Source organism: Paenibacillus sp. FSL W7-1287, assembly GCF_038004245.1.
In the GTDB taxonomy this organism is placed as follows: domain Bacteria; phylum Bacillota; class Bacilli; order Paenibacillales; family Paenibacillaceae; genus Pristimantibacillus; species Pristimantibacillus camelliae.
The window spans coordinates 132,501-147,215 of sequence record NZ_JBBORD010000001.1 but is presented as its reverse complement, the minus strand read 5'-3'; the positions used below and the strand labels follow the sequence as shown (position 1 = coordinate 147,215).

Annotated in this window: 16 protein-coding genes (1 of these 16 cut by a window edge); 10 read left to right on the top strand and 6 right to left on the bottom strand. The window is 42.9% G+C overall.

Going from position 1 to position 14,715, the window contains the following annotated elements:
* The gene (locus tag NSQ99_RS00705) at positions 1–1,002 is read right to left on the bottom strand and encodes a DUF4097 family beta strand repeat-containing protein (protein WP_340834316.1); all 1,002 of its coding nucleotides are present in this window, start codon (positions 1,000–1,002) and stop codon (positions 1–3) included.
* Positions 1,003–1,310: 308 nt separating this feature from the next.
* On the opposite strand from NSQ99_RS00705, the gene rplM reads away from it, so the two are divergent.
* The 3 genes from rplM (at position 1,311) to NSQ99_RS00690 (ending at position 2,972) form a co-directional block, all read left to right on the top strand.
* Positions 1,311–1,748 carry a 50S ribosomal protein L13 gene (gene rplM, locus NSQ99_RS00700; RefSeq protein ID WP_251670862.1) on the top strand — a complete coding sequence of 146 codons (438 nt, stop codon included), beginning with the start codon at positions 1,311–1,313 and terminating at the stop codon, positions 1,746–1,748.
* Between the two features lie 21 nt (positions 1,749–1,769).
* Positions 1,770–2,162: a 30S ribosomal protein S9 gene (rpsI, locus tag NSQ99_RS00695; RefSeq protein WP_251670860.1), complete on the top strand. Its 393-nt coding sequence runs from the start codon at positions 1,770–1,772 to the stop codon at positions 2,160–2,162.
* Between the two features lie 216 nt (positions 2,163–2,378).
* Positions 2,379–2,972: a YhcN/YlaJ family sporulation lipoprotein gene (locus tag NSQ99_RS00690; RefSeq protein ID WP_251670858.1), complete on the top strand. Its 594-nt coding sequence runs from the start codon at positions 2,379–2,381 to the stop codon at positions 2,970–2,972.
* A 169-nt stretch (positions 2,973–3,141) separates the two neighbouring features.
* On the opposite strand, the gene NSQ99_RS00685 is transcribed toward NSQ99_RS00690, so the two are convergent.
* Both NSQ99_RS00685 and NSQ99_RS00680 read right to left on the bottom strand, forming a co-directional pair.
* Positions 3,142–3,888, bottom strand: coding sequence for a hypothetical protein (locus NSQ99_RS00685; protein ID WP_340834313.1), 747 nt, complete (start codon positions 3,886–3,888; stop codon positions 3,142–3,144).
* A 115-nt stretch (positions 3,889–4,003) separates the two neighbouring features.
* Positions 4,004–4,537, bottom strand: coding sequence for an NUDIX hydrolase (locus tag NSQ99_RS00680; RefSeq protein WP_340834311.1), 534 nt, complete (start codon positions 4,535–4,537; stop codon positions 4,004–4,006).
* Between the two features lie 191 nt (positions 4,538–4,728).
* Here NSQ99_RS00680 and NSQ99_RS00675 point away from each other — a divergent pair, with 191 nt between their 5' ends.
* Entirely contained in the window at positions 4,729–5,424 is a 696-nt protein-coding gene (locus NSQ99_RS00675; RefSeq protein ID WP_340834309.1) for a phosphoadenylyl-sulfate reductase, read from the top strand.
* A 289-nt stretch (positions 5,425–5,713) separates the two neighbouring features.
* Here NSQ99_RS00675 and NSQ99_RS00670 read toward each other — a convergent pair whose 3' ends face one another.
* Complete coding sequence (locus NSQ99_RS00670) at positions 5,714–6,736, bottom strand: LacI family DNA-binding transcriptional regulator (RefSeq protein WP_340834306.1); 1,023 nt, start codon at positions 6,734–6,736, stop codon at positions 5,714–5,716.
* Positions 6,737–7,014: 278 nt separating this feature from the next.
* On the opposite strand from NSQ99_RS00670, the gene cysD reads away from it, so the two are divergent.
* From cysD to NSQ99_RS00650, 4 genes are all read left to right on the top strand, one after another.
* Entirely contained in the window at positions 7,015–7,911 is an 897-nt protein-coding gene (gene cysD, locus NSQ99_RS00665) for a sulfate adenylyltransferase subunit CysD (RefSeq protein WP_251670853.1), read from the top strand.
* Positions 7,911–9,509, top strand: a complete 1,599-nt coding sequence (locus NSQ99_RS00660; RefSeq protein ID WP_340834300.1) for a sulfate adenylyltransferase subunit 1 — start codon at positions 7,911–7,913, stop codon at positions 9,507–9,509. Before cysD ends, NSQ99_RS00660 begins: the two co-directional genes overlap by 1 nt.
* Before the next feature lie 179 nt (positions 9,510–9,688).
* Positions 9,689–10,456, top strand: coding sequence for an N-acetylmuramoyl-L-alanine amidase CwlD (gene cwlD, locus NSQ99_RS00655; RefSeq protein ID WP_251670849.1), 768 nt, complete (start codon positions 9,689–9,691; stop codon positions 10,454–10,456).
* A 105-nt stretch (positions 10,457–10,561) separates the two neighbouring features.
* Positions 10,562–11,647: an Mrp/NBP35 family ATP-binding protein gene (locus tag NSQ99_RS00650; RefSeq protein ID WP_285855813.1), complete on the top strand. Its 1,086-nt coding sequence runs from the start codon at positions 10,562–10,564 to the stop codon at positions 11,645–11,647.
* Between the two features lie 49 nt (positions 11,648–11,696).
* Here NSQ99_RS00650 and gerD read toward each other — a convergent pair whose 3' ends face one another.
* The gene (gene gerD, locus NSQ99_RS00645) at positions 11,697–12,395 is read right to left on the bottom strand and encodes a spore germination lipoprotein GerD (protein WP_251670848.1); all 699 of its coding nucleotides are present in this window, start codon (positions 12,393–12,395) and stop codon (positions 11,697–11,699) included.
* Positions 12,396–12,586: 191 nt separating this feature from the next.
* Here gerD and NSQ99_RS00640 point away from each other — a divergent pair, with 191 nt between their 5' ends.
* Positions 12,587–13,210, top strand: a complete 624-nt coding sequence (locus tag NSQ99_RS00640; protein WP_251670832.1) for a KinB-signaling pathway activation protein — start codon at positions 12,587–12,589, stop codon at positions 13,208–13,210.
* Between the two features lie 66 nt (positions 13,211–13,276).
* On the opposite strand, the gene pdaB is transcribed toward NSQ99_RS00640, so the two are convergent.
* Positions 13,277–14,041, bottom strand: coding sequence for a polysaccharide deacetylase family sporulation protein PdaB (gene pdaB / locus NSQ99_RS00635; RefSeq protein ID WP_340834286.1), 765 nt, complete (start codon positions 14,039–14,041; stop codon positions 13,277–13,279).
* A gap of 118 nt (positions 14,042–14,159) precedes the next feature.
* Here pdaB and NSQ99_RS00630 point away from each other — a divergent pair, with 118 nt between their 5' ends.
* On the top strand, positions 14,160–14,715 hold the 5' portion of the coding sequence (locus tag NSQ99_RS00630; protein WP_251670828.1) for a stage II sporulation protein M. It continues 77 nt past the right edge of the window; only the first 556 of its 633 coding nucleotides appear in the window; it begins with the start codon at positions 14,160–14,162; the stop codon falls past the right edge of the window.

Here is a 14,715-nt window from a genome sequence, read left to right as displayed (position 1 = left end):
TTATTGAAGACTGAAGTTGCCTGACGATGTTTTAACATACAACGGAACTTCTCCGCTTCCGAATTTGCCTTCAAGCTTTCGATTTTCTTGGGTAATTAACTCAAAGCCCGATTTACCGATTGAGGATGAACCGGAGCTTTTTTGATGAATAACAGTGAGAGATTGAGGCTGCTTTAGAAACGTTAGCCTAATGTTTCCACTGCTGCTTTCAAGTCTGCTTTCCTTTGACAAATCATCGATTTCGATATGAATATTACCTGAAGATGAGGAAGCATTCAGCCCAGCTGTTTTACCTTCTAATGATAGGTTGCCGCTGCTCACTTCAGCTCGAACATCGACTGCTGTAAACGAAGTTAACTTCGCGTTACCGCTCGTTGCTTTTAATGCTACAGATGAGCTTTCGAGTTGTTCCGCTGTTATGTTTCCACTCGAAGCAGTAGCCGAGATTGAATGGCTCGAGATATCATTGAGCTTAATGTTACCGCTAGTTACCTTTGCAGATAAAGTCTCGCTGTTTGATTTTTGGATCGTTATATTACCGCTATTTGCTTCAAGTGTTAATTCATCTAAGTTGATGCTATTGCTAATAATATTACCACTTTTTGAATCAACCTGCAGATCACGTATTAGGTGGGTTGGGACAGTAATCTCATACGTATAGCTCTTAAACTGAAATGGAATATACCATTTACGTGGTGAGTTAACATTAAGCTCAAGCTGATTGCTGAATTCCGACTTTGTTACATGCTTCGTAACATCATACGTTTTATTTCTAGAATCATATAGCTTCATCTGTATAGTATTACTATCTGTTGGAAGCAGCTTCACATTAACCGATGACGTACGGATCGTTAATTCATTGATTTGCGTTGCGTCGTACAAGTGTGATACCTCCTCACCTTTAGTGAAGTCATTGCTAAACTTGAGATCGAATACATTGGAGAATAGAATTGCAGCTCCAACGATGATAATAATCAATCCGAGTAAGGTTTGCTTATTCATACTATAATTCTCCTTGAATGGAATTTATAGATTTAGTATAACATGTAGATCGAATCTAACAATCGGCCCCATGTTGTATACTTTCTAAGTCTAGAGACTGAGAAAAATATGATAAGCACGCGGTTTTTATTGAAGAAAGCACTTGATTATTCTCACTGTATATAGTAAAATATATTTTGTGCTTTCTTAGTGGCTCTCCCACAGCCCCGACTAGGATTGCTTATGAACAATGATAAACTTAAATGAAGAATTTAACGATTCCGTTGTTATAAAAAAGAATAATGTAATTGAATCAAGGAGGAACATCCATGCGTACCACTTATATGGCTAAGCCTAATGAAGTAGAACGTAAATGGCTTTTGATTGACGCTGAGGGCAAAACTCTTGGTCGTCTTGCGAGCGAAGCAGCTGCGCTAATTCGCGGTAAACACAAGCCACAATTTACACCACATCTTGATACTGGTGATTTCGTAGTTATTATTAACGCTGACAAAATCGTTCTAACTGGTAACAAAATGGCTGACAAAAAATACTACCGTCACTCTGGCTACTCTGGTGGTTTGAAAGTAACTCCAGCTGGCGAGATGCTACAAAAGAAACCTGAGCGTATGGTTGAGCTAGCTGTACACGGTATGTTGCCTAAGAATCGTCTTGGTAACAAAATGAAGCTTAAACTTAAAGTATATGCAGGTGCGGAACATCCACATCAAGCACAAAACCCTGAAGTTTACGAACTTCGCGGGTAATAGAAGAGGAGGACATGTTTCATGGCTCAAGTGCAATACTATGGAACTGGTCGTCGTAAGCACTCTGTTGCACGCGTACGTCTTGTGCCGGGTGAAGGACGAATCATTATTAACAAACGTGATATCAATGAATATTTTGGCTTAGAAACTCTTAAGCTAATCGTTAAACAACCATTGAACTTAACTGATACAGTTGACAAATACGATGTATTGGTTATCGCTCAAGGTGGAGGTATGTCTGGACAAGCGGGTGCTATCCGTCATGGTATCTCTCGTGCGCTTCTTAAAGCGGATCCTGAATTCCGCCCATCCTTGAAACGTGCAGGCTTCTTAACACGTGACCCTCGTATGAAAGAGCGTAAAAAATACGGTCTTAAAGCGGCACGTCGTGCGCCTCAGTTCTCAAAACGTTAATATCGTTTTTGTATGGACGTTTACAACCCCTTCCTGGGTTATCCGGGAAGGGGTTTTTATTATGTTCAAAAACGGAACACAGCTGCAGTAATAATGTAGCATATGTGCGATTATACAGGCCGTGCTGAGAACATGGCGTTTCCAGTATGAGTAAATCACATTAGGCATAAAACCATCACCTCAAGTGCATTTTATATGTAGGAGGTGAAGGACAACATGTACAAACGTATTGGTGCGACCTTTGTGTGTACAGCACTAGCGCTAAGCTTAACAGCATGCGGAACAGATGATAACAACACCAGAGACAATGTCCGAAATGACAGGATCCGTACTCAGTCAACTCAGAACGGGCCAGACGGTTTCATCAATGGTAACGCCTATGACAATGGTATGATGAACAAAAACTCAGCACGTAATGGTACAACGCTTAATGGTAATGATCGTAACAACACGATGAGTAATGGCGATCAAATGAACAATCAGCAGCAACGATTGGTACAGCGTGTACGTAACGTGAACGGCGTTAACGATGCTACAGTATTTGTTAATGGTCGAGATATTATTGTTGGTCTTGAGCTTAACAATGTTGGTCAACGAGCAAAGGTTGAACAGGACGTTAGAAGAGCATTAGAGCAAGATAATAACGGCTATAACGTTCATGTGACATCGGAACGTGCAATGCATGACCGTATTCGTTCGATTCAAGGACAAATGCAGCCACTGGATGGTCAGCCAGTAAGAGATATGGCTACGGATATTGCTGATTTGTTAAGAGATATGGGTAATGCAGTAACAGCACCTTTCCGTTAATAAATAGTAAGCAGCACAGTTCCTTTTAGGAACTGTGTTTTTTATTTTTTGTTAGCTTAATGACAACGTAAAAGAAAGTCTCAAACTCATTTTGCAATGAGTTGAGACTTTCTTTGTTTGTCCTGCTATATAGCTAGCGTACAGGGATATGTCTGACGCCTTGATTATCTTAGTTTTGTGGAAGAGTGTTCGTGTATTTCGCAACGGTACTGCTAATTCCGTTGCTGCCTGTTGATTGGTTAAACGAGCTATTGCTCAGAGAGCTGTTGCTTAGTGTGCTGTTGCTCAAAGAGCTATTGCTTAGTGAGTTGTTGCTGAGAGAGCTGTTGCTTAATGAGCTATTGCCAAGTGAGCTGTTGTTAAGCGAGCTGCTGCTTAATGGGCTGCTTCCGATGGAATGATTAATCGATGAAGTATATTGATTTTGATTGAAATCTACAGAGCTGCTGCTTGGGTAAGCATTGGAGCTTGAAGTAAAGCTGTTGGAGCTGGTTGGATAGCTGCTAGAACCCGTTGTATAACCAGAAGTGCTTGATGGAGTAGATCCAGACACATAACTAGAAGTGCCAGCAGTAGCATAGCTCGATGGGCTTGGAATTGAAATTTGATTGCATAGAGAAGAGATCTGATGCAATTGCTGCGTAGCCGTATGGTGACCTTGAAGAGCAGTTTGAATAACATGAGCAGCATGCTGTTCCTTCTGTGCAAGCTGTTCTAGTGTACGTGCGTTTTGCTGCTCTTGAGTAAGGAGCTGTTGATATTGCATCGATGCTTGCTGTGTTTGACTAATAAGCTGCTGTACAAGCTGCTCGATTTGAGCAAGCTGTTGTCGAGCTTGAGAACTGCTGTCAAAGGAATGTGTGTTGAATTGACCACTTGTCCCATATTGATTATAAGACGAGTATTGATTGTTCATTGTTAGCTTCCTCCTAATAAATCGTAGTGATGGGGTTACTCGAATAACTTCCCCAATTATTAAATAAACATACGACCATAGCGAGGCATGGAAAATTAAAGCAACAATGCAACGATCATTTTACGATAGACATTGTGGATTCCTCAGCTATCCATTCAAGCGGCTTTGTCCTATAGGCAACAAGCTCATCCTGATCGTTATAGGTAAAGATATGCTCAAGCTGAAGATTTCCTTGCAGTATAACGGGTAAAAAGTGCTTAATATTATCAACGATGCCTGCATTATGCTCATGAAGCACCCATGATAATGACTTCCACATAAGAATACCCTCATCCACAGCTACTGGTGTATCGATATGTAGCTTCTGTTCCTGTAGGTTACAATAAAAAACATACATGCCTGATTGCGCCTCATTACAATCATCATGGCTACTGATCCACCGTACAACTCCTGCTGGTTGAACTTGATCTGGCTCCACTATAAGTCCGGTTTCCTCAGCGATCTCTCGAATAATACTTTGCAGTGGTGTTTCATTTGCTTCGAGCTTACCACCTATCCCATTCCATAAACCCATATTGGGGGACTTTAGGCGATTAAGTAATAACAGCTCATCACCGTATTGAATAAAACAAATAGTATACTTGAGCATATATGCAACTCCTTATCCTTACCACTTCGTATTCGTATACTTTCATTATACAGGATCGTGCAAGTTGTATTGATAAGGGTCAATGTAATTAGTCAATAAATGTTATGCATTGATATTGAAGTCAATAATAGAAAAAGCTATAATTAAACCAGCGTGCCATCAATATTGTCTATAAAAGCGAGGGGAATAGTATGAATTTGATTGAGAAGGAAAAATTAATCGCTGAACAAGCGGTTGCTTTGGAATCTGCAAGTGCTGAGGAAGTGCTTCGTTTTGCAGTAGAAACGTTTCCTAACATTACCTTCGCATGCAGCTTCGGAGCGGAGGACGTTGTGCTTGTCGATATGCTGCAGCGCGTCAGTCCTACAACAGATATTTTTTATTTAGATACAGACTTTCACTTTAAGGAAACTTATGAGACAAGAGATCGACTAGCAGCTCGTTATCCAGGTATTCCATTTGTTGAAGTTAAACCACTTATTACACCAGAGCAGCAGGCGGAGCAGCATGGCGAAAAGCTATGGGAAACAGATGCTAACGCATGCTGTAATATACGTAAAGTAGAGCCTCTAACTCGTACATTGGCAAAATACGAAGCATGGATTACAGGTATTCGTCGTGATCAAGCGCCGACACGTGCTAATGCTAAGAAGATTGAGTATGATACAAAGTTTGGACTTGTGAAATTCAATCCAATTGCAGATTGGACGAATGATGACGTGTGGAAGTATATTCGTGATAATAACGTCATTTATAACCCTTTGCATGACAACCATTACCCAAGCATCGGTTGTGAGTATTGCACTCGCCAAGTGATGCCTGGCGAAGATCCACGCGCAGGAAGATGGTCAGGGCAAGAAAAGACAGAGTGTGGCTTACACAAGTAAAAATAGTTGAGAAACAGGCGAAGTAAAGCAACTACAGTAACACAACGTGAATAAAACAACTGAAGAAGTAGCTGTAGTAACTAAAGGAAATCAACTAACTAACTAAAGCAAGCAGAGTCAACAGTAAGTGATAATTGACAGTGGAACAACAAGTCGCAAAGCAGCTCGAAAGGTTCATCCGTAAGTTGGAACCCTTCGAGCTGCTTTTGCTTAATATTTAAGTACCATGTTGATTCTTAAGTCGCTCCTTAGCATAACTTGGGCTATGGTTTTCCCCGTAACTAGCTGGTTAACTTAGACTAGCTACGCTCTCGCGAATAATTAACTTGCTTGGCAGTAACACTTTAGCAGGAAGCTTACGACGCTTTTGGATGCGGTCAATTAACAGCTGTACTGCCCAATTCCCCATCTCGACAATGGGCATCCCTACCGTTGTCAGCATCGGCGATACATAACCAGATAGCTCGATGTTATCCATGCTTATAATCGATAGTTGCTCTGGCACCTTGATCTTCTCCTCTGTAAAACGTCGTAGTGCGGCAATGGCCACAATATCATTAGAGCAAAATACAGCTGTCGGAAACGGAGAAGCTTTTGCTAATAGTTGTTCAGCTCCCTGATAGCCACCGGACCCATTTTGCGGGCAGTTGCTTACCCATTTCTCCGAGTGCTCTAGTCCGTATTTTTGCAGGATGTCGCAGTACGCCTCATACCGCACTTCATTTGTTGTCTCCCCAATATAACCGATTCGTTTATGCCCAGTGGCAATGAGATGCATAATTGCAGTTTGTGTTGCTTCGTACCCATCGCAGATCACTTGGTCGCAGCTTGCATCGATGACGTTACGTCCGACATAGACGAGGTTTTTGTAATGCTGCTCAAGAAAATTCATACTATCGTTGCTGAAGCGGCCTAATATAATTGCGCCGTCTGTATGTGCTGATTCGATCTGAGCGAGCAATGCATCGGTATCAATATCGAATAGTGAGTAGGATAGATGCATGGCGTACCCTAAGTCTAGCGCTTGCTGTTCAATTGCACGAGAAATTTGCGCAAAGAATGGATCATCGTCCAAATGCTTCGTACGTCCTAGAATGCACGAGATGGAAGGTGGAGCATTGCGCTTGGAGGTTGACTTGCCAAGCTTGAGCTCACGAGCGCTCTGATTCGGCACATAGCCGATTTCCTTAACGACCTTCCACACTCTGTCGCGCACTTCTTTGCTGGCAAAGCTATTGTCTGGGGAATTTAATATACGCGATACAGTAGAGATTGAGACATCTGCCATAGCAGCGATTTGTTTTAAAGTCATCGGACTCCCCCCTAGAGGTAGTTCGAAAAACTCAACTTTGATGACAAAGCAGTGCGGAGTTAAGCTTTTGAACTCGAATAATGTTTTCAATTTGATTAAAAAGATCAGCTCACTATGATCATAACGGCTTTTTGCGTAAAACTAAAGTCAATTTGCGCAAATCCTATGCAATATTAAGCAATTATGCAAGTAAAACGTTTGCGTAATTAATACTAGTATTCCACTAGGATAAATCATATAATGAAATCAAATTGATTGGCAATATAGGAGTGATACACATGTCGCTGACACATTTAGATAAGCTGGAGGCTGAAGCAATCTACATTTTCCGTGAGGTTGCCGCTGAGTGCGAGCGCCCGGTTATGCTGTATTCGATTGGTAAAGATTCATCCGTGATGCTTCATCTTGCAATGAAGGCATTTTATCCAGAAAAACCGCCATTTCCGTTGCTACAGATTGATACGAGCTGGAAATTTCGCGAAATGATTGAATTCCGTGACCGCCGAGCGAAGGAGCTGGGTGTTGAGCTAATTGTACACCGCAACGAAGCTGCTATTGCGGAAGGAATCAACCCGTTTGATCACGGAGCAGCGTACACCGATATTATGAAAACACAAGCGCTCAAAGAGGCGTTGACGAAGTATCAGTTTACTGCCGCTTTCGGAGGCGGACGTCGTGACGAGGAAAAGTCTCGCGCGAAGGAACGTATCTTCTCATTCCGTAACGAGCAGCACACATGGGACCCTAAAAACCAACGTCCAGAAATGTGGAAGCTGTACAATACACGCATCCACAAAGGGGAGAGCATGCGCGTATTCCCGATCTCTAACTGGACAGAGAAGGATATTTGGCAATATATCCAGCGCGAGAAGATCGAGATAGTTCCGCTGTATTTTGCAGCAGAGCGTCCAGTTGTGCACCGTGATGGCAATATTATTATGGTGGACGATAGCCGCATGAGACTTCTGCCTGGTGAAACTCCTGAAATGAAGAAGGTGCGTTTCCGTACACTAGGCTGTTACCCACTTACAGGCGGGGTTGAGTCAGATGCAGATACGCTCGATGAGGTTATTGCGGAGACATTGTCGGCAACCACTTCCGAACGTACAAGCCGCGTCATTGACAAAGAAGCCGCGGGCAGCATGGAGCGTCGCAAACGGGAGGGGTATTTCTAATGAGTCATGCAGAAAGCAGTCTTCTAAAGTTTATTACCTGTGGCAGCGTCGACGACGGAAAGTCTACGTTGATCGGTCATATTTTATATGATTCAAAAATGCTGTACGCAGACCAAGAGCAAGCACTTTTGCTAGATAGTCAGGTTGGCAGCCGTAACGGTGCAATCGACTATTCACTATTGCTTGATGGATTGATGGCAGAGCGTGAGCAAGGCATTACGATTGATGTCGCTTATCGATATTTTAATACAGACCGTCGCAGCTTTATCGTTGCCGATACTCCGGGACATGAGGAGTATACTCGCAATATGGCAGTCGGTGCGGCATTCGCAGATTTAGCAATTATTTTACTAGATGCTACACAAGGTGTTTTGGTGCAAACTCGTCGCCACGCTCGGATCTGTGCGCTGATGGGGATTAAGCATTTTGTATTTGCCGTAAATAAAATTGATCTTGCTGGCTACGACCAACGCCGCTTCCTGGACATTTCCGAGGATATCGAACAGCTAAGCAAAGGACTTGGTCTAGAGAATACGCTAATTATTCCTGTTTCAGCTACCGAAGGTGACAATGTAACGCAGCGTTCGGCTAATATGCCGTGGTATGATGGCCCGACATTGCTCGAGCATCTGGAAACGGTTGATATATCCGGAGATGTCATAGAGCAAGGCTTTTACATGCCTGTGCAGCGGGTAAGTCGTCCTGACCATAGCTTCCGTGGCTTCCAAGGTCAGATCGAAGCAGGTAAAGTTGAATGTGGCGAGACGATTACGATTTTACCAAGTGGCGAGACGGCAATCGTCAAGTCACTATATGTTGGTGACACGAAGGTAGAGCGTGCGATTGCCGGACAGCCTGTTACGATACAGCTGGATCGTGAGGTAGACGTTTCGCGTGGATGCGTGCTGACGCGAGACGCTGGTCTGCAAACCGCGACGACGTTATCTGCGACGCTGCTATGGATGGATGAACAGCAGCTGGTTCCCGGTAAGGAATATTGGATCAAGGTTGGCACTAAGCTGTTGCCGGCTATTGTGACAGAGATTCATCATAAGGTTGACGTTAATAATGGAGAGCTGCTACCGGCTACTAGCGCTGTTAAAAATGAGCTAGTAAGCTGTGATATCGTCGTAGCTGAACCGCTTGTTGTCGATGAGTTCCAATCACACAAGACGATGGGCGGACTTATATTGATTGATCGTGTTACGCACGCGACAGCAGCATGCGGAGTGATTGTGTCCATTAGTGATCAAAACGATGATAGCGTATTGCTCGTGGATGGAGAGGTTAAGCTTCAGGTTAATTTGTTCGATAGCTTCCTGTTTGATCCTGCTGTGAATATGATCTTGCGACAAAAGCATCCAGCGGCTACGTATACGAAGGGTGATGCATTGCCACTTCAAAGCGAGCAATGCGGATACCCTGCTGATTTTGATGTACTTGCCAATGATGCTGGCTTTGCTAACGTACGTGGCGGTATATTTACAGGCTTCGGTGCTCGTGACCCTCAATGGCCATTGCTTGATGTGAATGGGCTTGAAGTTGGTACTGGTTCAAACGGAGACTTTGGCAAGTATCGCAATATTCTCGTTCGTTAATATTTGTTCAATATTCGATGTCGAGTACGCCTCAACGCGTGACTTCGTAATCAAAGTTGGACTTTTGAACATCTACTACTATAGTTAATTCATAAAAAACCACCTTGTCCCATATATATAGAAGTACCTGCTTGTTGCAGCTTGTACGTTCTATGAAAATGGCTATGAGGTGGTTTTTTATGCTTAAATTTCGTCAGCGTTTTATTGTATGGCTGTCGCCTAAAAGCAAGATGCGATTGTTAGCCGGATTAGGTTTGGTGGTCATAGCAGTGTTTTTATTAAGCCGCACACCACCTTCAAGCAGTACGTGGTCAACCTGGAGTCTGCCGCTATCAGGAATGACGATCGCGATAGATGCTGGTCACGGAGGTGTGGATGGAGGGGCAGTTAGTAAAAGTGGGGCAATTGAAAAGGATCTAAGCTTGTCCATTGCGCTGTATGTAAGAGATTATTTGCAAGAAGCGGGTGCGATTGTATTTATGACTCGCGAAGGGGATTACGATCTTGCCCAGGATGATACGAAATCGTACAGCAAACGGAAAACAGAGGATCTGTTAAAGCGGGTATCCTTGCTCCAAGAAGCTAATCCGGAGCTGCTCATCAGCATCCATATGAATAGTATCCCGCAGGAAAGATGGTCTGGTGCTCAAACGTTCTATCACAAGACCGCGATAGAGGAAAGTGAAGTACTGGCTAAAGCGATTCAAGAGCAGCTGAAACTTAATCTTGAGAATACGAATCGGGAAGCCAATACGGTGGAGACGATTTATATTTTGAAGGCGATGCAACACATCCCTGCTGCTCTCGTTGAAGTTGGGTTTCTCTCTAACCCGGCAGAATCACAGCTGCTCGTCGATGCTCAGTATCAACGCACTGTCGCGGCTTCGATCTACAAAGGGATATTGCAGTATGTCACTCAGAATAGTGCGAAGGAACAAGTGGAATAATGATTGAAATGTGAAAATTTGCAGGCAGCCCTTCACTTCTGCTCGCAAACCGCCTATGCTATATATATAAGACTAAAGCGCTTAACTAAAAAGGTGGGAATAGAGATGGCAATTACACGTGAACTAGCGGTATCAACGATTGAGTCAATACTTGCATCTCAATATGGTGCGAATCAAATAAGCTTTCGAGACGTAATGGTGCGTAATGATCAGGTATCTGTAACGATTTTGGGTGCTGCTCAGGAGCAGCAGTCTGCAATTGAAGCTGTTCTGCTCGATAGCTTGAAGGAAGCTGGAGCCACAGCATTGTATTGCCGATTCAGAGACAGTGGTGTTGCAGCTACAGCCCATCAGCAGCAGGAAAGTGGAGCATCGAAGCAGCAGTCTCAGCCCAAGGTGCAAGGCCATGGTGCGAATTTGCAAAGTCCGTTACTTACCGAGCAAAGCAATGTAAACTTTATTGCGATTGCATCGGGTAAAGGTGGCGTAGGAAAATCCACAGTTACCGTTAATCTTGCAACAGCTCTTGCTCGCAGCGGGAAGCGAGTAGGCATTATTGATGCAGATATCTATGGCTTTAGTGTGCCTGATATGATGGGCATTGAAGAACGTCCTGAAGTCATTAATGACCGTGTCATTCCGATTGAGCGATTTGGTGTTAAAGTTATCTCTATGGGCTTCTTCGTAGAGGACAATAGTCCAATTGTATGGCGAGGACCTATGCTTGGAAAGATGCTGCGCAACTTCTTCCAGGAGATCGAGTGGGGGGAACTGGATTATGTGCTGCTAGATCTTCCACCAGGAACAGGTGATGTGGCGCTTGATGTTCATCAAATGATTCCGCAGAGTAAAGAAATCATCGTGACTACCCCTCATGCAACGGCCTCCTTTGTAGCTGCACGTGCAGGTGCAATGGCCATTAAGACGGAGCATGAAATTATCGGTGTCGTTGAAAATATGTCATATTTCGAATCGAAGCTAACCGGTGAACGAGAGTATGTATTTGGTCGCGGTGGTGGAGGTAAGCTTGCAGAGACGCTTCATTGTGAGCTGTTAGCACAAATTCCGCTAGGACAGCCTGAAAACCACCCGCTCGATCCAAACTTTTCACCAAGTGTATTTGCAGCAGATACACCGATTGGCGAGCTGTATCAAGAGCTGGCACAAAAAGTGATGAAGCATTGCGAATAATAGAGGATATAAAAAAGCTCCGAGCATTGATGCTTCGGAGCTTTTTGACTTAGGATTCTTTTTCAGATTCACCGCCGGCCTTATCCTTAGATGATTCAGATTCTTTGTCTGAGCCGGAGTTGCTTTGTCCGCTTTCTTCTCCACTACCGCTAACAGATTGGGGCTTAACGGTTAGCTCATCTGCTACGGCCTGCTTCATCAGGTCAAGCAGCTGCATTTTGAAGATCGGATTTTTAAGTGACTCCTGCATTAATGTCATCAATTCTTTGCGATATTCCGGTCCCTTGAAGACTTTTAAGATCACCTTCTGCAAATGATCAGACTCGAATGCCGATACGAGTCCTTCTTGATACTGGGGATCCTTTATAAGTTCAACATGAAGATCTTTATTCATTTCATTAACGGCTTTAGAAAATTCGCCCGCAAAGCGGGTATCAGTCATTAATGATTTTAATACTTCATCATACTCTGGTGAGAGGATGACATCCTTTACTGCTAATCGAACCGATTCTTGATCTTGTGCATTGAGCATCGTAGCGCTCTGTGCCTTATAGCCGGATTGAGCGCTGGCGGATTCCTGCAACGCCTTTTGTGCATCCTCTGTTTTAAGAATATCGATGACCATCGACTTCATATCCTTGTAGGTCATAGCGGAGGATTCTCCACCACCGCCGCTGCCTCCAGTGCTGCAGCTTGTTAGAAGGGTAATGGAGGCTATAAGCATAGACAAAGCAATAAAATGTCGCATGATAAAAATACCTCCTACATAAAAAATGTCTCGTACCTATAGCATGCGCAATGTTCGATGTTTTATCATAGTGCTTGTTAGCATTTTTGTGTGAACGTGGTAAAATACAGTAAAAGAGGTTGTTCAAAAGATCCCCTTAAATTAAAAAGTAAACATCGTCGTGTAAATCAATATTCAGGAGGAATTTTGGCGTGACAATTAGAAAATGGTTTTTCTTATTTTGGAGCACCATGGCTATCGGTGCTGCCGTATGTATGGTACTAGGGCTAACTATGCTGCTAACTGATCAAGAATTTGGTTTTTTAGGTATTAAGGCTACAGGCTTTAACCTATTCATGATGCTTCTTGCGGGCACAGTAATTGGCGCATTTAGTCAAATGTGTTTTTTCGCTTACTTAACACTCAACTATATCGCGTTAAGTGTGTTTCGTAAAAAATACTTATGGAACGCGCTGCAGGGTTATACAACCATATTCGCTGTTTTTCTGCTCGGATACGTATTGTATGATGGTAGAATGAACAATTGGTTCTTTTGGGTTTTACCGCTAAGCTTGTTTATCCTGTCGTTAGCTGCTTCCTGGTTCAAGGTGAAACAGACGAATCGCTCTGCTTTTATTCCAACGATGTTCTTAATGTTTGTTATCACATCGATTGAATCCTACCCAGCCATTCAAGGTGAGAACAATGTAGGGGCTATCATCTTTATGATGCTTCCACTCTTTGTTTGTAACTTATATCAAAACCATCAAATGGCCAAGCTTACTGGAAATGCGACAGCCGCTTCCGCTGGTGTACCAGCAAAAACGGCTGTTTAATAAGATGATGAATTATAGGACGCAAGGTAAATTTGTTATGCTTGTAAGTTAATGATCTTCGTTAACCTAAGAGCTCGTAACAGATTGACCTTGCGTTTCTGTTTGAGTAAGCAGCTCAGATACAGATACGAAGTCATAACCTTTATCGCGCAGCTGATCAATAATAATAGGCAGAGCAAGATGTGTTTGTTTAGCTGAGTCACTAGCATGCATAAGAATAATGTCTCCAGGATGTGCACGGGAAATGACACGATCAGCAATTTTGTCGGTACCGATGCTTAACCAATCCATTGAATCGGTATCCCATTGAATCACTTGATATTGAAGCTCGCTAGCGATCTTAAGCACGCGCTTATCAAAATCACCATTAGGCAAACGAATTAAATTAGGACTTGTACCTGTGACCTCTGATATAATACTATGAGCTGTAGTTATCTGACTGCGTATCTCTTCGTCAGTTAAAGTAGAATAATTATCATGCTTGTGACCATGGCTGCCAATTTCGTAGCCAGCCTCTTGAATCTTTTTAACGAGCTCAGGATGCTGCTGACTCCATACAGAGGATACGAAGAAGGTTGCTGAAGTAATGTCTTTCTGTTTAAGCACTTCTAAGATAGGCTCCAGACGCTTGTCACCCCAGCTAATGTCAAAGGTTAGAGCAACGACATTACGCTCTGTAGGTACGTTGTAGATCGCAAGTGGCTGCTGTGGTGCGAATACAGTAATATTGTCTCGCTCAGTGTAAATTACCCCGACTGCAAACACGAGTGCAATCGTTAAAAAGAAGTACTTTTTTATTTTGCTGGCAGATAACACAAAAAAAGAATTCATTGATATTATTCTCCTCTCTACTTACCGTGTAATTTACTGAATCGGGCTTGTCAGACCTATAGTACAATCTATGCTCGTACAAAAAAGATATTCAATGTTTTATTGATGAGGTGATAAAATGTTTAAACTGCGTAATGTGTGGCATGATTTGAAGGTAACAAAGCAATTTATTATTGTAGCTACGATTATATTTGCTGTTAGTATTTATGTAGGGATGACTAACGAGGGCTTTACTGTCTTCCTTAATAACCAAATGAACGCTATGGGACAATTAGTGGAGCAAATAGATCAGAGCGGCAATCCAACGATGTCGATGATGATCTTTATCTTCTTCAATAATGCAATCAAATCTGTCATGGTCATATTCTTAGGTGCATTCTTCGGAATTTTCCCTGTGTTCTTTCTTGCGATAAACGGAATGCTGATCGGCTATATATTAAAGCTGTCCATTGATGGGCAGATGGCGATATCTTTGTTTGACTTAGTGGTGAAGACATTGCTGCCACATGGCATATTGGAGATTCCGGCGTTAATTATTGTAGCTGCTTATGGATTGCGCTTAGGAAGATTGTTGTTTAGCACGATGTGGGCGTTAATATCCAATCACAATAAGCTTGAATCGATTGGAGCTTCTTATAAAGATACGCTTAAACGGTGTGGGGTTATTGCGCTTT